16 protein-coding genes are annotated in these 19,530 nt (G+C 48.1%); 6 read left to right on the top strand and 10 right to left on the bottom strand.

Going from position 1 to position 19,530, the window contains the following annotated elements:
• Positions 1–79 precede the first annotated feature (79 nt).
• The 4 genes from AABK39_RS00370 to AABK39_RS00355 all read right to left on the bottom strand — a co-directional run bounded on the left by AABK39_RS00370 (position 80) and on the right by AABK39_RS00355 (position 3,552).
• On the bottom strand, positions 80–1,534 hold the full coding sequence (locus AABK39_RS00370) for a nicotinate phosphoribosyltransferase (RefSeq protein WP_338392957.1): 1,455 nt from the start codon (positions 1,532–1,534) through the stop codon (positions 80–82).
• Positions 1,535–1,591: 57 nt separating this feature from the next.
• Complete coding sequence (gene prs, locus AABK39_RS00365) at positions 1,592–2,431, bottom strand: ribose-phosphate diphosphokinase (protein WP_338392956.1); 840 nt, start codon at positions 2,429–2,431, stop codon at positions 1,592–1,594.
• 66 nt (positions 2,432–2,497) lie between these two features.
• Positions 2,498–3,190: an NUDIX hydrolase gene (locus AABK39_RS00360; protein ID WP_338392955.1), complete on the bottom strand. Its 693-nt coding sequence runs from the start codon at positions 3,188–3,190 to the stop codon at positions 2,498–2,500.
• 110 nt (positions 3,191–3,300) lie between these two features.
• Positions 3,301–3,552, bottom strand: coding sequence for an acyl carrier protein (locus AABK39_RS00355; protein WP_338392954.1), 252 nt, complete (start codon positions 3,550–3,552; stop codon positions 3,301–3,303).
• Positions 3,553–3,773: 221 nt separating this feature from the next.
• Between AABK39_RS00355 and AABK39_RS00350 the strand changes: the two genes are divergently transcribed.
• From AABK39_RS00350 to AABK39_RS00330, 5 genes are all read left to right on the top strand, one after another.
• Positions 3,774–4,007, top strand: coding sequence for a 4a-hydroxytetrahydrobiopterin dehydratase (locus tag AABK39_RS00350; protein ID WP_338392953.1), 234 nt, complete (start codon positions 3,774–3,776; stop codon positions 4,005–4,007).
• A 59-nt stretch (positions 4,008–4,066) separates the two neighbouring features.
• Positions 4,067–4,777: a 16S rRNA (cytidine(1402)-2'-O)-methyltransferase gene (gene rsmI, locus AABK39_RS00345; protein ID WP_338392952.1), complete on the top strand. Its 711-nt coding sequence runs from the start codon at positions 4,067–4,069 to the stop codon at positions 4,775–4,777.
• Between the two features lie 70 nt (positions 4,778–4,847).
• Positions 4,848–6,440: an apolipoprotein N-acyltransferase gene (gene lnt, locus AABK39_RS00340; RefSeq protein ID WP_338392951.1), complete on the top strand. Its 1,593-nt coding sequence runs from the start codon at positions 4,848–4,850 to the stop codon at positions 6,438–6,440.
• A 113-nt stretch (positions 6,441–6,553) separates the two neighbouring features.
• Positions 6,554–7,351 (top strand): inositol monophosphatase family protein, encoded by a 798-nt coding sequence (locus AABK39_RS00335; RefSeq protein WP_338392950.1) that lies wholly within the window; start codon positions 6,554–6,556, stop codon positions 7,349–7,351.
• Between the two features lie 81 nt (positions 7,352–7,432).
• The gene (locus AABK39_RS00330; protein WP_338392949.1) at positions 7,433–7,579 is read left to right on the top strand and encodes a FeoB-associated Cys-rich membrane protein; all 147 of its coding nucleotides are present in this window, start codon (positions 7,433–7,435) and stop codon (positions 7,577–7,579) included.
• A gap of 252 nt (positions 7,580–7,831) precedes the next feature.
• On the opposite strand, the gene AABK39_RS00325 is transcribed toward AABK39_RS00330, so the two are convergent.
• Both AABK39_RS00325 and AABK39_RS00320 read right to left on the bottom strand, forming a co-directional pair.
• On the bottom strand, positions 7,832–8,287 hold the full coding sequence (locus AABK39_RS00325) for a methylglyoxal synthase (RefSeq protein WP_338392948.1): 456 nt from the start codon (positions 8,285–8,287) through the stop codon (positions 7,832–7,834).
• Between the two features lie 179 nt (positions 8,288–8,466).
• On the bottom strand, positions 8,467–13,617 hold the full coding sequence (locus AABK39_RS00320; RefSeq protein ID WP_338392947.1) for a hypothetical protein: 5,151 nt from the start codon (positions 13,615–13,617) through the stop codon (positions 8,467–8,469).
• A gap of 604 nt (positions 13,618–14,221) precedes the next feature.
• Here AABK39_RS00320 and ccoS point away from each other — a divergent pair.
• A complete protein-coding gene (gene ccoS / locus AABK39_RS00315) occupies positions 14,222–14,389 on the top strand; it encodes a cbb3-type cytochrome oxidase assembly protein CcoS (protein WP_338392946.1) in 168 nt (55 codons plus the stop codon).
• Here ccoS and AABK39_RS00310 read toward each other — a convergent pair.
• The 4 genes from AABK39_RS00310 to AABK39_RS00295 form a co-directional block, all read right to left on the bottom strand.
• Positions 14,386–16,707: a patatin-like phospholipase family protein gene (locus AABK39_RS00310; protein ID WP_338392945.1), complete on the bottom strand. Its 2,322-nt coding sequence runs from the start codon at positions 16,705–16,707 to the stop codon at positions 14,386–14,388. The two genes, ccoS and AABK39_RS00310, sit on opposite strands and share 4 nt — an antisense overlap.
• Before the next feature lie 130 nt (positions 16,708–16,837).
• A complete protein-coding gene (locus AABK39_RS00305; protein ID WP_338392944.1) occupies positions 16,838–18,151 on the bottom strand; it encodes a peptidoglycan DD-metalloendopeptidase family protein in 1,314 nt (437 codons plus the stop codon).
• Positions 18,152–18,210: 59 nt separating this feature from the next.
• Positions 18,211–19,041, bottom strand: a complete 831-nt coding sequence (gene prmA, locus AABK39_RS00300) for a 50S ribosomal protein L11 methyltransferase (RefSeq protein ID WP_338392943.1) — start codon at positions 19,039–19,041, stop codon at positions 18,211–18,213.
• A gap of 62 nt (positions 19,042–19,103) precedes the next feature.
• On the bottom strand, positions 19,104–19,454 hold the full coding sequence (locus tag AABK39_RS00295) for a DUF6150 family protein (protein WP_338392942.1): 351 nt from the start codon (positions 19,452–19,454) through the stop codon (positions 19,104–19,106).
• Positions 19,455–19,530: the final 76 nt, after the last annotated feature.

The following is a 19,530-nucleotide window of genomic DNA, read 5'->3' as shown; positions in this document are numbered from 1 at the left end:
ATTGGTATTTTGATTACAGACGCAACACTTTCCGCCGGCCCTTAGGTCGGCGGATTTTTTCTTTTGCAGGGTCCGCAACTTATCCGTTACGTAATCGCTCCCTGATTTCTGACAAACTGTGATCCACCAAGATTTTCCCGTCCCGGAACACTTCCTTCAACTCGCCTTTACCTTCTTCTTCCCAATCCACTTGGTCAACCAACACGTATTCGTCTCCTTCTTTCACTACTTTCAGCAAGCCTTTGGCAGATTTCTTTGTGCCGTCGTCGGTAACAGGATCTTTGAAAATCTCACGGCCCGCACCGGCTACTTCGCCATAAGTGGCTTTCATCGCAAAACCGAAAGTGTCGCGGGTGTTGTATTGATATGTGAATGACCCGATTCCCAAAACCACATTCGTTGAAGCGAAACCTTTTACTTTCAGCCTTTGGCAGATATCTTCGGCTCGTTCCAAAGTAATGCTATCGCCGTAAATGGCTCCGATATGCGGGTCCAGCTCCTTAAAACCTTTCTCGTTCACTGTTCCTCCGAAGGTATCCCAAAGCGACTCAATCACGCCTTTTACTTCCGTCTCGTTTTTCCCCGCCGGATTTCCGCAGAGAATATCCACAGGATCGCCACTGTCGGGACGAATCACCACTTTTCCGTCACGCCCCAAGATTTCCTCTTTCATTTCCGGCAGGTATTCGTCCAGCACTTTCCACAAATCCCAAGTGTCGGAAACAATAGACACCACGCCTTTAGGGTAAACCTCCGAAATCAGACGGCGGAAAGTCTCTCGCTCGCCGGCGTCTGTGCCCATACACATTACAGAGTGCTCGGTTGCTGCTACGGTTCCGCCCACAATCTCGGTATCGGAATCGGCGTTATAATATTTCTCCAAAAAATCGATGGCCGGAATAGTGTCCGTTCCCGAAAAGCTGAGCAAGTGCCCGGCACCACTGATAGAAGCGGCTTCGAGACCAGCCATACCGCGCATTGAAAAATCATGGCCTTGCCAATCCACAAAATCCGGAATGGTAGAAGTTTCCTCGGCGTACTGGTCCAGAATATCACGGTAACGCTTCGCCAAAGTGGCCGAGTTGCTCGGCATCCAGACTGTGGTCGAAAGCAAGGTCTCAAAATAATTGGTCAGCCAAAAAAACTGCGGCAAAGTATTGTACATCGTAAACTGCGGTACCCGAATCGGTGTGGAGACTCCTTCCGGCAAGGCTTTGATCACCATCGGGATGTAACCCAGATCGTGCAAGGCCTCGATGTGGCTGACACCAACGGAATTTTCTCCGAGATAATTATTGATCCTGCGAGCGTATTTACGACAAACCTCTTCTTTTGGCTGAGAGAAAAACCGCTTGTCGAAATCGCTGATAATGTATTTTTTGATAAAATACTGAAGTCCAAAAAATACGACTTTGTCTACGCCCTCAATTCTGCTTTTGCGCGGGGTCCAGTTTGAATAAACCAACCCTGTTCCGGTCGGATACTGGCGTCTGTGGTCTACTTTATAGCCGTCTGTGTACAAAAGTGGATTCATAACTATCTGATTTTAAAAGTTCTATTCAGTTAAAAATTCAAAAGAGTAATGTACCGCTCAGAGATTAAGATCGGCGATTTTTATTTGTTCGACTTTCGACGATTCGTCCAAGTCACGGAAAGAATCCGTAGTGAAAACACCGTCAAAAATATCGGTTAAAGCTTCGGTTCCTTTACTGAAAATTCCGTGGCTTACGGCCAAATAAAGTTTGCCGGAATTCTTGCGTTTCAGCTCTTCGGCTAAGCCGATAAAAGTTCCGCCACCGTCGCAGATATCGTCCACGATCAGGCAATCTTGGCCGTCCAGATCGTCGGCGTACACGCTGAAACCCGAAAGTTTTCCCGTCTTTACGTCACGGCTTTTCGAACATTCCACCACTTCGTGCCCTTGGAGGCGAGACGCCAATTTGTAGATCTTTTTCAGCGCTCCGCCGTCGGGAGAAACCAAAGTAAGCGGGCGGTTAATCCTCGCGACCGTCTCTTTTACAAAAGCGAAATTGTCTATCACCCGACAACGGTCCAGCAAAGCGGGAACGACATCCGAATGCGGATCGAAAACCGTTACGTTTTCCAGATCAAGGTTATTCAGAATATCAGTGTAAACTTTTGCGGAAAGCGCTTCACCCGTACACATCAAACGGTCTTGGCGAGCGGCCGGAAAGTAGGGGAGGAAAAGTTCGATTTTACGGACTCCCATTCGCTTAAGTGCGTCCACGGCCATCAGCAAAAAACCAAAATCCTCAAACGAGCGGATTCTATGGCTGACTTTTACGGTTTTGCTTGTATCAAATCCCTCCGCAATACGGATATGGGGCTCGCCTCCGGGAAATACGAAAGAGTCGAACGCGATGGGTTCGTGCTGGGGAAAAGGCCGGAAATTTTTGTCTAAGTCGAGCATAATTTGCGTTTGTTTTACACAAATATATGCACGAAAATTTATCCTACAAATTATTTTGTGTAAAAATTACGCATACTTGATTTCAAAATGGATTCCTTCGGACTCTAATCTCCTGTATTCCTGCTTATTAAACACAAAAAGTTTTGCGGGACGACCACTCCCGATTTTCCGCATCTTGTCCGTTTCTTCCAAAAAACCGAAGCTCATTAGCTTCTTACGGAAGTTTCGCCGGTCGATATCCCGACCCAAAATGGCGCGGTAAAGATTCTCAAGATCCGAAAACGGAAATTCCTTTTCCAAAAGGTCAAAACCCAAAGGTTGGTAGCTTACTTTAGCCTTCAGTCTTTCCAGTCCCTTCGCGATAATCGTATTGTGGTCGAAAGCTAATTCCGGGATATTGTCGGCGGGAAACCACTTCGCCTCCTTGGCGTCGGATGATGCGCGGAGGCGCAGTTTGGAAGGGTTGACCAAAGCCAAATACGCTACGGAAATCACTTGGGCGCGCGGATCGCGGGCCACGTCGTCGCCAAAAGTGCAAAGCTGTTCCATATAATCGACCGCCACGCCGGATTCTTCCCGCAGTTCGCGTTCCACGGCGCCGGAAAGCGACTCGCCGTCCAGCACAAAACCTCCGGGCAAAGCCCAACGGTCTTTGTAAACGCCGAATTTCTGCTTGATCAACAAAATCCTGACTTGTCCTTCCTCATAACCGAATACCACGGCATCGACGGCCACTTTTATGTTTTGGCTAATATTCATCTCTCTGATGTTCTGCGGAAAAAAGGGGAGTGCCCCAAAACAAAAAATGGCGAAGCCCCGACTCAAAAAACCGGAGCTTCGCCACGCCAAAAGGCTATCCGAACGTCGGATCAGTGCTCCATCAAGAAAGGAGACACGTTTATCTTAATGTGCTCGATCAGGGCGCCGACCGTGCGCATTTGCCCGATACTGTTTTCTGGAATCTTGATATCGTAAGCGGACTCGATGCTGAAAATCAGGTCCACGATATCCACTGAAGAAAGGCCCAAGTCATTAATGATGTCCGCCTGCGGCGTTATCAACTTTTCCTCTACTCCCAATGATACCAAAAACGCTTTTATGCGATTATAATACGAATTCATACGACTCCACAAATATTTGATTCACACGTCTTCACAATATAGTGATTTTTAGTTTTACCAAGAACGGGACAATCCTTGCCTTATTGGCAAAACCTTTACTGATAGTAATTAATTAAAAATTAAAATAAGAATAAAACCAAAACAAAAACTATCCTTGGGCAAAAACCCGTAACTTCTATGGGATATTTTACCCAAAACAATAAACCCGAAACTCAATAGCCATGTGGAAAGAGGAAAACGACTGCCTTGAAAGGACTTTCGAGTTCAAAGACTTTTCGGAAGCCTTCGCCTTTATGACAAGGGTGGCGCTCGAAGCCGAAAAAATGGGACACCACCCCGAGTGGTCAAACGTTTGGAACCGAGTGCAGATCCGGCTCTGTACACACGACGCCGGCGACAAGGTAACCGACCTGGACCGCCAGCTAGCGGCCAACATCGACAAGCTGCTTGCGTAAGCCATCACTCCGGGCTTGGCCATTGGGCGCCAAGCCTTTTTTTTCGCTAACTTTGAACCATGGAAACGAAGGGAAAGCTGTACCTCGTCCCGACACCGATCGGGAACATGGAAGACATCACGCTCAGGGCATTGCGTATTCTCCGCGAAGCCGACGCCATTCTGGCCGAAGACACCCGGACCTCGGGCGTGTTGCTCAAGCATTATGAAATAGAAAAACCGCTGAAAAGCTACCATATACACAACGAGCACAAAACCGTAACCGATGTGGTGGAACGCCTCAAGCGCGGCGAAACCTTGGCTTTGGTATCCGACGCCGGTACGCCCGCCATCTCGGATCCCGGCTTTCTGCTGGTTCGCGAATGCGTAGCCCAAGGCGTGGACGTGGAATGCCTGCCGGGCGCCACGGCTTTTGTACCGGCTTTGGTAAAGTCCGGCCTGCCTTGCGACAAATTCGTGTTCGAAGGTTTTCTTCCCCACAAAAAAGGACGCCAAACCCGTATCAAGGAATTGGCCCAGGAGACGCGCACGATCGTGATGTACGAGTCGCCACACCGTATAGTGAAAGCGCTTAAGCAGTTGGCCGAATTCTTCGGGGAAGACCGCCAAGTGTCCGTTTCCCGCGAGCTGAGCAAGATGTTCGAAGAAACCGTTAACGGCACCTTCGCCGAAGTGATCGCGAACCTGGAGGCCAGAGACAAGGTAAAAGGCGAGATAGTGGTGGTGATCGCCGGACTGGAAACCAAGAAAAAATCGAAAGAGAGAACCTGACGGAATACGGGAGAGACCTTTTCGTGAAACACCCTCACCATTCGCCCGCGCCGGCCCAACCCATAGTTATATGAGAAACAAATTATTTGCGCCAGCTATGGCCGCGCTTAGTGCGGTTCTTTTTTGGCTGGCCTGGCCCACACATCCGCTTACGCCCTTATTGTTCGTTTTCTTTGTCCCGGTTCTAGCGATCGAGGACCACTACGCCGAATCCGACACGAAACGGGCGGGACTGAAATCGTTCCTTTGGATATACCTCGCCTTTCTGCTCGGCAACCTGCTTACCACTTGGTGGGTAGCTTACGCCACCTTGGGCGGAGCCATCGCCATGTTGATTTTCAACAGCCTTTTTATGGCTTTGGTGGTGCAGTGCTATCGCTTTACGAAAAAACGACTCGGCGAAAAGCAAGGCCTGATCGCTTTGGTTTTCTATTGGCTGGGCTTCGAATATCTACACCTTAACTGGGAACTTTCTTGGCCGTGGCTCACTTTGGGCAACGGCTTCGCGATGCACCCGGCTTGGGTACAGTGGTATGAGTACACCGGCGCGCTCGGAGGTTCGCTTTGGATATTGCTGATCAATATCTTCGTTTACCGCATGTACAAACGCCGTAGGGACGGGAGCGCCATTCCCCGCCAAACCATGCTCGCTTGCGCATTACTGGTTCTTGCTCCGCTGGGCCTTTCCTTTACCATGTATTTGGGCTATCAGGAAAAAGGCGAACCAGTCAACACCGTCGTAATCCAGCCCAACATCGATCCGTATACGGAGAAATTTGTGGGAACGGAGAAGTTTATTCCTTTCAAGGAGCAAATTCGACGCTTTATAAAGCTTTCCGAAGAGAAAATGACGGATAGCACGCTGTTTGTCCTTTGGCCCGAAACCGCTATTGACAAAGGCATAAACGAGTCGCAACCGCTCGCTTACTCGGAAATTCAGCAAATTCTGGCTTTCAAACGTCGCCACCCGAATATGTCTTTGCTTACCGGCGTGACCTCGCATATTATTTATGGCAAAAAACCGAAAAGCACCACTTCCAGATTCCAGAAAAAAGTCGGCTATTACGACGTGTTTAATACCGGGCTGTTCATCGGCCCGGACGAGAAGCCGATATTCTACCACAAATCCAAGCTGGTTCCCGGCGCCGAAAGCGTTCCTTTCCCCAAAGTTCTGGGCTGGATTCTCAAAAGTATCGACTTGGGCGGTACGCTTGGCGGTTACGGCAAACAGGATGAGCGTACGGTCTTCGAAGGCGCACAATTCGGTATCGCTCCATCCATTTGCTACGAATCGATCTACGGCGATTTTACCGGCCGTTTTGTCGACAACGGCGCCCAGATGATCTGCATTATTACCAACGATGCCTGGTGGCGCAATACCGACGGCCACCGCCAACATTTCCAATACGCCCGACTCCGGGCCGTGGAAACCCGCAGGCCTGTAGCCCGAAGTGCGAATACCGGCATTTCCGGCTTTATAGACCAGCGCGGCGACGTTCTGCAACGTTCCGAATTTTGGACCCAAACCTCCATGGCGGGCACCGTGATGGCCAGCTCCGAAAAGACCTATTACGTTAAGCACGGAGATATTCTCGGGCGGATAGCCGCTGGCTTCGCCTTGCTGATGTTGCTCTTCGCTTTTGTAAGGAAGAAGACACTTTAAAGAACTTGCCGGGGAAAACGAGACGTTTTCCCCGTTTTTTTACATCAGAAAAAAACCGCAAGGCCTCCAAACGGCTTCGGTTATTGACATTCCACAAAAACAATCGCTAGGAAATGAAATACGTCCGTTTACTTCCCCAAGTAGTGGAGATCACCAAAGAGGTGGGCCAGTACATCAAAAACGAAGGTGACAATTTCGATCGGAAAAAGATTGAGAAAAAAGGCCTGAATGATCTCGTGTCGTATGTTGACCGTACGGCCGAGGAAATGTTGGTAGAAAAACTCGGAAAGCTGTTTCCGGAGGCCGGATTCGTAGCCGAAGAGGGAACAGCCGGGGGAAGCGAGGACAAAGAATGGACTTGGATTATCGATCCGCTGGACGGCACCACCAACTTCCTGCACGGCCTTCCGCTGTATTCAGTCAGCGTGGCTTTGGCTTACCAAAAGAAAGTGGCGATAGGGGTGGTGTACGAACCCAACCGCGACGAATGCTTTTATGCGGCCGAAGGCAAAGGCGCTTTCCTCAACGGCGAGCATATCAAAGTGTCGGAAACTGCTTCGCAAAACGACAGCCTTTTGGCCACCGGCTTTCCGTTTCAGGCTTTCGAAAAAATGCCGCAATACATGCAGGTGCTCGACGATTTTATGAAAACCACCCACGGACTCCGCCGGATGGGCTCCGCCGCCATCGATTTGGCTTGGGTGGCTTGCGGGAGATTCGAGGGCTTTTTTGAATACAATTTGAAGCCTTGGGACGTAGCGGCAGGATCGTTTATCGTTCAGCAAGCTGGCGGTACGGTTACGGACTTTGAAGGCGATCACAACTTTATCTATGGCAAAGAGATAATCGCAGGCTGTCCGGATGTGCACGCTGATATGCTAAAAACGATCGAGAAACGTTGGAATAGCTGAAAGGGTGCCGGAAAAGGCGCCGTCGCTTGACTTTTGACCCAAGGTTAATGACCTTTGGTTCATACTAAAACAAAGAAAGCCATGGATTTAGATATTCAGCAATTTTTAGTAGCCTTGATCGTGATTGGCGCAATCGGTACAATCATCAAAAAGTTTTGGCCGAAAAAAGACAAGGCCTGCGGAAAAGGCTGTGACCAATGCGATACGGCTATCGATCCTGAAAAATAAAGACAATCGGCGCCGAACAGTGTAGTACAGAGTAAAAAGTAAAGCGTAAAGTGACTGCTCGGAATGGTTTAAGATCTGTAGATCCCATTTCTAAAGTCATTCTCTTAATGCGTTAGATTCATTTATTGGATATCCTGAACGGCGATAAAAAGTATATAACAAACGAAAGCCTCCCGCTTATTGCGAGAGGCTTTTTATATTTTTGTGGGCAAAAGCCCCGAAATTCAAACCAAAGGCCCGGGGGCCTCAAAATCATTTTGGAAGACTCCTGTTCAGGTAATCTTCGAAATCCATCACCGCCATGTCGTACTCTTCGTCGAACAAAGGTGACTTCAGGATAAAATCGGCGGAACTGGTGTTGGACGCCAACGGAATGTTGTACAACACAGCGATACGCAACAACGCCTTTACGTCCGGCTCATGAGGCTGGGCTTCCAAAGGATCCCAGAAGAAGAACATCGCGTTGATCTCGCCGTCGGCGATACGCGCTCCTATCTGCTGGTCACCGCCAAGGGGACCGCTCATAAACTTGTGGACCGGGGCGTCAAGCGCTTCCTCGATCAATTTACCCGTAGTACCTGTGGCGAAGATTCTGTGCGTGCGCAACACGTCGCGGTTACGCTCGGCCCACGAAACCATTTCCTGCTTCTTGTTGTCGTGAGCAACAATGGCGATGTTTTTCCTCTTCGGCAAAATCTTCGTTTTCATAAAAATCCTGTTTATGGTTAAGAATATACGCAGGACACGTCATCAATAAATATACGTGTAAAAATCAATTTAAACCCTGAGAGAGGCCATTTTCACGGAAAAATAACCTCCGCGACACAATGAGGATTACAAAAAACCCCGAAGCGCCAATCGCTTCGGGGCTGTACTTTGGTGTGGGATCAGAAGCCGTCGTCCTCAAGTTCCTCTTCCTCAGCTTTTTCCTTCTCTTTTTCCGGATCCGGTTTCTTTTTCTTATCCGGTTTTTCCTTTTTCTGCTTCTTCCCTTTATCCTTACCTTTTTTATCCTTCTTGTCTTTTTTAGATTTCTTGTTATCCCGCTTCTTCTTCTTTCTGTCTTTCTTGCTTTCCTTCTCGGTTTCGCCACCTAAGAGGTCACCTTCGGATTCATCGTCTTCGCCCATATCGAATACGTCTTCCTCCTTGTTTTCCGTCGCCGGCTTATCATCTTCGGTTCCGAACAAGTCGTCTTCGCTGTAGGTCTTCTCTTCGCCATTGTCGTTCTCATCCTCGGTAAACAGCGGATCTACGTATTCTTCGCTGTCCTCAAGTGTAGGCGCCACATCGGCCGGCATTTCGAGTTTGTAGTCCGGGTCTTTACCTTCGTAATCCATCCGGAAGCGGTTGATAAACTCCAAAGCAATTTCCGTATCCGCCAAGTCCAAGACCAGTTCCCCGATTTTGGCTTTGCCTACGTTGGCCCGTTTTCCGATAATTCCGTTGAACACGTCGTCGGAAGAGAAGGCCTGCATGGAATTCTCGCTGCCACTGTATTTGAAGAAGTACCAGATGTCGCCAGTCACTTTGAAAAAGAAGTTCACGTTGTCGCCATCGCCAGTTTTGTCGACCTCCAAGAATGCTTCCGTGAGGTGGTTTACGTCATTTGCCAAGATATTGGAAATACCAATCTTGCCTTTGCTGTACCAAGCCGTATTTGCCTCGGACCATTCCATATTAACGTTTGAAAGCGTAACGCCACGGGACAGTTTTCCGGAGAGGGAAACAATAGGCACGTAATCCAACTGCGCTCGCTCTTCATATTCTTTCACGCCCCGGTCGCCTATAAATTCGGCAAGTTTGTAGAGCAAACGAACACGGTTAGGCTCGGCGTCAACAGCTCCGCGCTCTTCGAGATACGTGGATACCAAGCGTCCCATTTCCGCCAACGCAGCATCGGGCACAGGCATTTCCAAAACCATAAACGAGTTAAACGAAACCGCTCCACTATTCGAACTGGCTTTTCCATCTATGGCCGTGGCGTCCATCACGTAGTCAGGCGCTTTTTTGCTTTCTATTACTTCCAACAGATCTACTGGACCTTCAAAACCCACAGATCCGTCTTCGTCGCTATACTGGAACACTTTGCCGACATAAGTCCCGCCACTGCGTTTCAGGGTGTCCTCAATCAGGTATACTTTTTCTTTCGGATCATAATGAAGCAAACCGGCTGGCGTAAAGAACGCTTGGTCATTTTCCTGTCGTTTGCCGTCAACAAATACGGGATAGACCACGTTGACTCCATCTTCGTAAAACAAACCGGCAATCAGGTTCTCGTCTCCTTCGGCCAAACTGGTCTCGAAATCAAACATCACCTCTTGCTGGCGTTCGTCAGAACTGGCATAACGAATCCATTTGTCATAAAACGGCTTGCTCTTCAGGTCCAGTTTTACATGGCCGTCCAACATCAGGGCTTTCTTGGTTGCCTCCATCCGCACGGGACCTTTGTAGAGCATACCCGGCGAGATCACAAGTTCGTCTTCAGGGGTAATTTCACCCCCGGAAACCGTATGCCTATCTTCGGCCACTTTACCGAATATAGCCAACCTGCGTTCCCGTTTCTCTTCGTTATAGTCAAGGTATTCGAACTTGTCAAAGTTTAGGATAAAGGTATCGGCCACGGCGTTTACATAGCGGTATTTGGCGTCACCTTCAAACATCAGCCTAGACTTGATCTCGATATTGCCTTCCACCAAGCGGTGATACTTGTTCAGCGTATCCACTACCAACTCGGCATTTTTGAGTCGCTCGATACTTGAGTTTTCCAATACCATAACTTGATTCCCTTCCGGGATCACAAAGGCGTCAGCCACTACGATGTGCGGGATACCCTGAATGTTCAGCTCAAGGGTGTTCATATTATACTCAGCGGCGGAGGCGTTAAACACCAGCGAGTCCAGATCCGGACGAGTGGAGTAGAAGTAAGAAGAAGTAATGTCCACCTCTTCGGGTTTCGACATCTTCACGATATCTTCCTGAAGAAGCCACCGGGCGTTGGTAATCGAAGTATTAAACTGTGAGTACGGAAATGACAGGGCCGCCACACCTTCTTTTTCCGGGCTAATATCGGCGTAGTCTTCGGCAATGTTAAAATAAAGTTCCACGTCATCGCCAAATACCGCCGGCTTCTCCGGGTTATCGGATTTAATCTCGAAGTTGGCATTTTGGGCGCTGAAGTCATCCGCTTTAAAGTGGTAATCACCAGAATGCGTTTCGGAGAATCGGGTCTGAAGCACACCGGCTCCTCTCAGGCCTTTTTTAGTAATTACCGCCTGACCGTCCAACAAGGCCGTGTATTCGTACATGGTCATCAGGCCGGTGGTGTCGCTGAGGTTTCGCAGAATAAGGCTATCCTGTTTGACTTTCCAGCTCATTTGGTAATTTTCCAAAATCAAATCGGGGAACGAGGCTCCGTTATGTTCGCCTCTGCCCACTTCCACCTTGGTACCGATCGTAGACACCGAATCCTGATAGAATATAAAGTCCTTCGATTCAAGGTTTGAGGTCAAATAACTCACTTTTCCGTGACCGCGCAAACCACGGGCATCAAGCGTCAAAGAGTCGTAATATTTTCCTTCCGGATCTTCGTAGAGCATATATCCCTCAGCGGGAAGGGATTTTTTAAAGCCCAAGGAATTATCTGGCATCAAGCTCAGTTTTTGCTTGAAATCCGGGAAAATTCCTCCCGAAACGAAAGTCCCCTCAAAACCAATCGCCGTAAAATCTTGGGCATTGAGGCTGTCCACCGCAAATGGCGGAACCTCGAAGTACACCGACTTGTCATACGCTCCGTCCAGCACATTCGGGTTGTCAAAGTAAACGCGGGCACCTTTCTGGGCGCTGAAATACGGATAACGTGCGGCCACCTTGTTTCCCGATTTGTTGCCCGGCCGGTTAATGTACAAAGTGCCATACGGCTGGCTAGTATCGATATTCATCGTATCGGCCGGGTCGCCCACCAGTTTGTTCTGGACCTTCATCTTTTCTCCCGTCACGGTATCTTCCACTTGGAAACGGATGGAATCGATTTTTTGCAAATCCACCAGAAAATCATCGTAACGGAAAGTGAAATCCTGACCAACAAATTCGAAAATCCCGGAAAACAGTTTTCCGTCAAACTTAAAGTCTTGGCCTTTCATAAGGTGGACCTCTTTGTCCTCCGGCTCTACGTACACGTTAAGTTTCTTACTGATATCAAACCTGCTGACACCTCGCACGGTCATCAGGCTGTCGCCAAAATGCAAAGTGCCGTTCGGCGCCGAAGATAGGCGAGACGGAATGGTAAGCTCGTCGTAATCGGCGGTCTTGCGCAACGCCGCAAGATAAAAGTCCGCCATTTTCGTCAGGGAAATCTCGCCAGTCCTTTCATCAAAACGAATCAGGTCGTACTCCCGAAGCTTGTACATCGACTGCTCCAGGTTTTTGTACCTAATCTTTTTATAAAACTCATCCAGATCGGCTACGGTCACATACTCGGCGCCGGTTTCTTTTTTATAATGAATAATTAAGCCCAGCGGATTGAAACGGTAAGAGTCCGAAATCTCGCTGTAATTGTCCCGGCTGAAATACGAATCCGATTCAAAAAACGCTGGTGTCTGTTCCCTCGCTTTCAGGATTGAAATGTTGAGGCTATCCGTATCAGGGTTCCATTCCAAGTAATCGGCCTTAATTTTTATCCCAAAATATGAAGCGGTGAATGGCGTGATCTGGAAACGTTTGTTTTTTGTCTTTTGCGCCCACAAAAGTGTGTCGCCGGCCTCGTAATGAACGTCCAGATACGGATGATAGAGCGAATCGCCGTACTGGAACACTTTGAGCGAAGCCCCGGGAGCGAACATGGTCGAATCCGTGAAATCGAACTTCTTCGAAATCACGCGAAACTTGTCTTGGCCTCCGTCAGAGAAAAACATCACGCCTTTTCCTCCCGAAAGGGACTCGCCTCCGAAATGGGCCCCTTTTAGCGAAATTCCGCCCGTATAGCGCACTCTCGGTTCCGACATACTTTTTATTTCCAAATCGGAACGATAGGAGGCGAAGCGGGGCCAACTGTTTTTGGGCTTTTTGTAATCCGCAAGTTTGAAACGGTATTCTCCCTGCGCCGGCGCCGATAATTTGCCGGAAAACGCCAACATAGCCTTTTGGGAAAGAATAGTGCCCTGTTCCAAATCCAAAACGTATTCGTCAAGCGTTACCTGCGGCACGGCTCCCGCCACTTCCACCGGCCAAGACATGCTTCCGCCCTTGCCAATCCACAGATTGCGCTCCGGCCAGTATACGCCGTGGGTTCCGGTAAGCGTTACGGTATCGGTTTTAAACTGAAAAGTCAGATTTACGCGGTCAAATTTTATGGAGACGCCATCGGTGTCCGGAATTTCCAAACTCGGAATCTCATCCCATTTGGTTAAGCCAGGGCCATCATCAGGTTCGTCTTCACTATCTTCTTCCTCATCGTTATCATCCCATGATCCTGACTGCACCACGGGCTCGGAAGCCTCTTCCCAATCTTCTTCCTCCGTTTCGGCAACAGGACCTTCGGGTAGCTCTATAGAGTATGATCCGTTATCGTAAAGCAACTGATAACGGTTTTCGTAGCGAATAGCCGACTGTCCGTAAAATTCCTTGAGTCGGGCCATCAAAAAGTTAACTCGGCCCTGAGGATACTCCCGTGCGGCGTATTCGAAAACGGAAAGGATTTTGTCCCGTTCGGAGGCCGGCCTTCCGGAAGCGTCAATTTTCACCAATAATTCAGCGACACCGCTTACGTGCGGCACTACCCGGAGGCTTTTGTCCAACATGGTTGAAAAAACATCCGTTATCCGTTTTCTGGTTGTGGCGTTGGCGCCTTCCCATAGTCCCAAAAAGTCTGAGCCCATGTTTCGCAAAAGCGAATCGCGCGCATTAGCCAACCGGGCATTGAGCCTTACGCCCACAGAATCCGGAAACTCCACTATCCGATGGCTTTGCGCAAGCAAAGAGGTTGAGCCTCCGAAACACAAAACCAACGCAAATAACCATCGACAAATGACCGATCTCATAAAATATAAGACGATAAAAACGTTAAAAGCCTTTATTACAGATAAACACTATAAAGATATTTTTATTATCGTCAAAAATTATATAAAATTTAAATTTAGTCCCCGCTAGCTCGCTCATACCCTAACCACTTTTCGGCGAATGCCCAAGACTTTTGAGAAAATGGCCCTTTACGGTCTCTATTCGCATATTCTCAAGCTTGAGAATTTCGCACAAAAAAACCGTCCGGGAGGGCGGACGGCTTTAGAACGGAACTAATCAAATAACTCTTTTTTAGCTTAATAACTGTTCTTCGAGCTTTGCCTGCGGGCAGATTTAACCAAGGAGTCCCACAAAACTTAATTGGAAAACCCGAAACGCCCGAGGTAATTCGATTAACGGTCAAGGGCAAATTTGGCGGAATTGGCCGAGAACTTACCGTATCGTATGTTGAAAAAAAGAGTATTGGAAGACTCCAAAACAAAAAGCTGTACAAATACTACGATCGGCCCGATATGATACTTCTCGCTTTGGCGTTGCTTTGATGTTAAGTATATACAACTTCCCGCCGATAAGTTGTAACTTTACGTATCTAACTAAGCCAAGAAAGCCCTAACTCCAACAGATATGACAGTAGTACCCGTTTTGATCGTGATATGCGTAGTAGTGGCAGCCGGCTTTCTGCTCGCATTCCTATGGGCTGTCCGCTCCGGACAGTACGAGGACACTTATTCGCCGTCGGTAAGAATTCTTTTCGATGACAAAAAGGGCAAATCCAAAGGCAAGAAAGACTAGTCCAAGGCGCTTCTTCGGAACATAAAGTACCCGAAAGAGAGAAAGAAATTGTGTTCGTTGCCCGGGTCGTCGTAGTAATTATACGTAGCGCTGATAGGGCCAATAGGCGTTTGATACAAGAAAGTCGTACCGGCCGAAAGCCTGATATGTCTAAAAATATCCCCTTCGATCTTGGGCTTGAAATTCTTGTTGAACTTAACGGATTCCAGCGGAGCGAATACGTACCCGTCAACCCGCCACTGGAAGTTATTTCCAAAGCTCAATGCATTTCTTAATCCTCCTGCAACAAAATTCGGCGAGTGAAAATCATTCAAAAACAGCAATTTACTATCCTCTGTCGGATAAAATCCCGGCGTATTTATCAATGTACCGTTATAATCCGGAAAAGTATGGTCGGTGGAAAAATCGGCTTGAGCGAGATAACCTAAAGTGTAGGTTTTTGACATCGGGATAAACTGTTCCAAACGGAATTGTAGACGGAACCAGTCCGTCACATTTTTCGCTTGCCTGGCCGCATCTTCTTCCAGGCCAGGATAGTATCGATTAAATGTCCCGTAATAATCGAGCCCGAAACGCATTTTTGTCCCTTCTTTCGGGAAAGCTTTTCTATCATAAGTATTTCGTTTCACAAATACTCCAAACCTTTTTCCTTCGATTACGTGAAGGTCCATTTTCTGGCCTTCATCTACAAACCTCCTCAGGTAAGAGTATTGGTCTCTATTTCGTAAATACCCCCCTTTGAATCCCGCCTTGTATTTCAATCCCAAAGGAGCCCCAAGTTCAAGCCCGATAAATTCGTCTTGCCGAACCAGCAAAGGAGAATCCCCGTTCGATCCGCCTATCAATGACAATGCGTTGGAATAATCCCACTTATTGAGCGTAAAGAACGGCTGAACGTAGAAACTCAACGACGAAGGCATATAAAACCGGGAATGATAATGAACGGAATTGTAAATCCGGCCAGTGTACACATCCGCTGTATGACGACTCAGCACTCCGTCAAAGTGCGTCAGCTTCAGCCCCAAATAGAAAATACTGGACGCCCGTAAGTTAACCGCTCCGCCGGCTTGCAAGCTAAGGTCACGCTTACTGTTATCCTCAAGAACCAATTTGTAAGCCTCCGAGTCAGGATCCCACTTTATATCCGGGTAAGTGTTAGCGAAATACGGAATTGAGACCAAAGAGTTAAAACCCTCTTTTATATCGCTAAGGTAAAGTGTAGCCCTTTTTCTTTTCTTAAAAAAACTGTGAACGAAACGCTGTTCATTTTTTGTGAAACCTTTGTAGCGCACACCGGAAAAAACCAGAGGTTCCGATTTTTTAAGAAACTCATTCCTAATTTTTCCAGTCTCTTCGCATGTTCTCCGTGCCGTGATCTTTTCCAGGATCTCGGGCATTTTCTTTTGCGCGGCGACATACCCGCTATCAAGAATGGCCGGAATAGCCGCCACGTCCATAGCCGTATAATCTCCCAGATCCGGAGCTATATAAATCCCGTCGGCCCCGACGGCATCAGGATCGGAACGGTCAAGGAAGGCGAACATCAGCACATCGCCCAACAATTGCTCGTCCTCTCCGTAAGGATAGCCTTTGAATGTTTTCGAGGATACGTTGACCCCTATAACCACATCGGGCTTGTAGAGCTTTCGGCAAAGATCAACGGGGAAGTTGTTATAAACACCGCCGTCAAAATAATACTGTCCGTTTACCCGGATAGGCCGAAAAACAACCGGAACCGTAATGGAAGCCCGGATGGCCTTGGAAAGAGAGCCTTTGCGAAGAACAACCGGCTTTTGGGTAAATATCTCAGAAGCCGTTGCGGCGAACGGCACCATCAGGCTATCAAAATCATAATTCGCTGCGGACGAGGCTCTGGCTGTTTTCTCCGTCAGCACGTAATTCAGCGCAACATCTTTCGCTAATCCGCTCCCAAGCGTACTTCTGAATGTGGAATCCAACGCTACGCTAAAAGAGGCCCAAGAAGGAGTATCATCTTCGGCGGCGTACAAAAAATCATATTTCCGGTCATAGACGCCACTCAGCCACTCCTGAAACTTATCATCTTTCAGGTATTGGACAATCTCCAACGGCGACATTCCCGAAGCGTACATTCCGCCCACCACAGCGCCCATCGAGGTTCCCGTGATATAATCGATCGGGATATTCCGTTCCTCCAAAGCTTTCAGAACACCGGCATGCGCCACACCTTTCATGCCTCCGCCGCTAAGTACAACGCCAACGGTCTGTCTCTTTTTTTGGGAAAAAGACAGCAACGGCAAAAACGCCAACACCAACAGGATCAGGTTGTTCTTGTACATAAATAAAGTATACGACTGATGAGCGGGTTTTGCTAAAATAGGCTAAATCTGTTGAATTTGTAACTTCTAACGCACAAAAAAGGGAGAAATACAAATTCGTATTTCTCCCTCAACACGTTGGTTTGCCCGTCTATTGCTCCAACGTTGATTCCTGACTTACGGTAGCCGATGGTATCTCGGCCAAAAGTTTTCTTTCTTCCTCTGGATATTCTATTTCCGCAAGTCTTGGGCGAAATTGATCCTTAACGGCACCAAAAGCCAAACGCAAACTATCCGGCAACGGCTTGCTGGCCGGAAGTTCTACACGCAAAGCGTCCACTTGCCTTCCGTTTTTCCAAAAACGGTAACACAAGTGATTGCCGGTGGCCAATCCCGTGCTTCCCACAAAACCAATCACCTGACCTTGCTTCACCGTCTTGCCCGAACGAATGCCGGACTTGATCTTCGACATATGGAGGTACTGCGTAGTGTAAACGCTGTTGTGGCGCACTTTCACATAGTTTCCGTTGTAGCGGGAATATCTGGCTTCCACCACCACCCCATCACCGACAGACATAATAGGAGTACCTCTCGGCGCGGCGTAGTCGGTACCCAAATGCGCTTTATAACGTTTTTGAACTGGGTGGAAACGCCTGCGAGAGAAGCGGGAACTTATTCTCGAAAACTTCAACGGGGCTTTCAAAAACGCTTTTCTCAAACTATTCCCTTCCTCGTCGAAATATTCCATCGTATCGCCATTCTCAAATAAATAGGCGAAGTATTCTTTTCCGAAATGGTTAAACTCCGACGCCTTGATCTTACCAAAACCGATCACTTCGTCGTCCACCAGTTTTTCTTCGTAAATCAAACGGAAGCGGTCGCCTTTCTGAATGTGGAAAAAGTCGACTTGCCAAGCGTAAACATCCGCCAGCTTGTTGGCCAAAAGCGGACTGACACCTTGGTCCGTAATCGCATTGTACATAGAGGAGGTAATCACGCCGGACAAAGTCCGCTCGCGGAATTCCACTTCCTTTTTCTCACGGTAAACGTTCAGACTATCGGAACTAAGGTCAAAAACCACATATTCCACCGGATCAATCTCATAAACGAAACGGGACAACACCGAATCCTGCGACAAAGCCGTAAAGCCATTGCCTACTTTGATTTTCCTAACGTCGAAAACGTCTTTGAAGCCTGTGGCGATTTCGTGGACCGTCTTTTGGCTAACACCGAAACCATTCAATATCGAGGAAAGATTCTCACCTTCTTTAACCGTTCCTTCCTCGATATTGAGGGAATCCACAATGATTCCGTAGAGTTTCTCCTGTTCCGCCACCACGGCAACCGTGTCCGCAACCTCCATTGGCACCGAAGCTTCGGGCTCCTGACTTATTCCGTCAAAGAGAAAATAAATAGCCGAAGCGCCAGCCACCAAAGCGACCACGCTGTAAAATAATTTCTTCATAAGGGGCTGTGTTGGAGCCCGGGAGGTATCTTCCCGGGCCTAAATTCTGTTATATGTTTTTATAATTTTCCAAACCGGGCGGAAACCCAATCATTCCTTTTCGTCACTTTCTCCAAAGACAATCCGTTGGCTTTGGTCACTTCCTCAATTACCGGAATATCCCGCTCGTAAAACCCGCTCAGCAAAAGCTTTCCGCCAGCCTTGAGCATCGATGAGTAATCGGGAATTTCCTCCACCAATACGTTCCTGTTGATATTCGCCAAAATCACATCGAAATCACGGTCGAATTCCAAAGTCTTCACCGTACCCGTACGCACCATGATATCCTCGCAATTGTTCAGGCCGAAGTTCTCACGGCTATTTTCCTCACACCATTCGTCAATGTCATAAGCCTCCACGCTTGCGGCGCCACGAAGCTTGGCCATAATCGCCAAAATTCCCGTTCCGCAACCGGCGTCCAACACGTCTTTTCCGGCCAAATCCATATCCAGTTCCTGAGCCAACATCAAGTGAGTAGTCTCATGGTGACCTGTTCCGAAAGACATCTTCGGGTTGATCACAATCTCGTACTCAAACTCCGGACGTGGATCATGGAAGCTGGCGCGAACCACACAACGCTGGTCCACTTCAATCGGCGAGTAGTTTTTCTCCCACTCCTCGTTCCAGTTTTTACGTTCCACTTCCGAGATGGAATAACCGGCCTCGGTCAACTCGGTATAACGTCCGAAAATTTCCTCCACGGCCGCCTTATCAAAAGCCTCCACTTCGGCATATGCGCAAAAGCCCCCGTCGGTGTCGATAAAAGACGTAAATCCGGCGTACGAGAGTTCCGCCTGAAATATTTCGCTATAATTCTCGTCGCAAGAGACTTTGACTTCGATAAAATCCACTATGATAGTTTTTTTTGAATTAAAATAAAGACCGGGAGAATATGAAACCGTTCGTGTAAACGCTAGTCGTTACACCCCGCAAACTCCGGCTCGTCGGTAAAGAATACGCTGAAGTCCGCTTTTCTTCTGTCTTTGACATAGATTACCCTGTATTTGGCAAAGCGCTTTGTCTTGGTGATGTACCACTTGCCCGGCCCGTCGGCCAAAGTACGGGCGTCTTCCTTAAACACGATCACGTCAGCAAAAGCGTCCGACTCCTTCTCCACATATACCCGAAAATGCGCTTCCGCAAGCTTTTTGGTCACGTAAATTTCTCCGTAAACCTGACAGCCTTTTCCAGATTGGGCGCTTGCGCTTTGGAAAGTACAGAAAGAGAACGTTAACAAGAAGAAAGAAAAAACGAACCAGCGCATACGCAAAACCATTGTTTTCAGGATATTTTGTCTGTTATACAAAAGTCCTAAAAAAACGGTTCGAAACGAAGCCTAA

Source organism: Fulvitalea axinellae, from assembly GCF_036492835.1.
Lineage (GTDB): Bacteria > Bacteroidota > Bacteroidia > Cytophagales > Cyclobacteriaceae > Fulvitalea > Fulvitalea axinellae.
This window is presented reverse-complemented; position numbering and strand designations above follow the sequence as displayed.

What these genes read in the sequence shown, in the direction of transcription:
- AABK39_RS00370 (WP_338392957.1), bottom strand. Translation starts at nt 1,534, where the DNA reads ATGAATCCACTTTTGTACACAGACGGCTATAAAGTAGACCACAGACGC.
- prs (WP_338392956.1), bottom strand. Translation starts at nt 2,431, where the DNA reads ATGCTCGACTTAGACAAAAATTTCCGGCCTTTTCCCCAGCACGAACCC.
- AABK39_RS00360 (WP_338392955.1), bottom strand. Translation starts at nt 3,190, where the DNA reads ATGAATATTAGCCAAAACATAAAAGTGGCCGTCGATGCCGTGGTATTC.
- AABK39_RS00355 (WP_338392954.1), bottom strand. Translation starts at nt 3,552, where the DNA reads ATGAATTCGTATTATAATCGCATAAAAGCGTTTTTGGTATCATTGGGA.
- AABK39_RS00350 (WP_338392953.1), top strand. Translation starts at nt 3,774, where the DNA reads ATGTGGAAAGAGGAAAACGACTGCCTTGAAAGGACTTTCGAGTTCAAA.
- rsmI (WP_338392952.1), top strand. Translation starts at nt 4,067, where the DNA reads ATGGAAACGAAGGGAAAGCTGTACCTCGTCCCGACACCGATCGGGAAC.
- lnt (WP_338392951.1), top strand. Translation starts at nt 4,848, where the DNA reads ATGAGAAACAAATTATTTGCGCCAGCTATGGCCGCGCTTAGTGCGGTT.
- AABK39_RS00335 (WP_338392950.1), top strand. Translation starts at nt 6,554, where the DNA reads ATGAAATACGTCCGTTTACTTCCCCAAGTAGTGGAGATCACCAAAGAG.
- AABK39_RS00330 (WP_338392949.1), top strand. Translation starts at nt 7,433, where the DNA reads ATGGATTTAGATATTCAGCAATTTTTAGTAGCCTTGATCGTGATTGGC.
- AABK39_RS00325 (WP_338392948.1), bottom strand. Translation starts at nt 8,287, where the DNA reads ATGAAAACGAAGATTTTGCCGAAGAGGAAAAACATCGCCATTGTTGCT.
- AABK39_RS00320 (WP_338392947.1), bottom strand. Translation starts at nt 13,617, where the DNA reads ATGAGATCGGTCATTTGTCGATGGTTATTTGCGTTGGTTTTGTGTTTC.
- ccoS (WP_338392946.1), top strand. Translation starts at nt 14,222, where the DNA reads ATGACAGTAGTACCCGTTTTGATCGTGATATGCGTAGTAGTGGCAGCC.
- AABK39_RS00310 (WP_338392945.1), bottom strand. Translation starts at nt 16,707, where the DNA reads ATGTACAAGAACAACCTGATCCTGTTGGTGTTGGCGTTTTTGCCGTTG.
- AABK39_RS00305 (WP_338392944.1), bottom strand. Translation starts at nt 18,151, where the DNA reads ATGAAGAAATTATTTTACAGCGTGGTCGCTTTGGTGGCTGGCGCTTCG.
- AABK39_RS00295 (WP_338392942.1), bottom strand. Translation starts at nt 19,454, where the DNA reads ATGCGCTGGTTCGTTTTTTCTTTCTTCTTGTTAACGTTCTCTTTCTGT.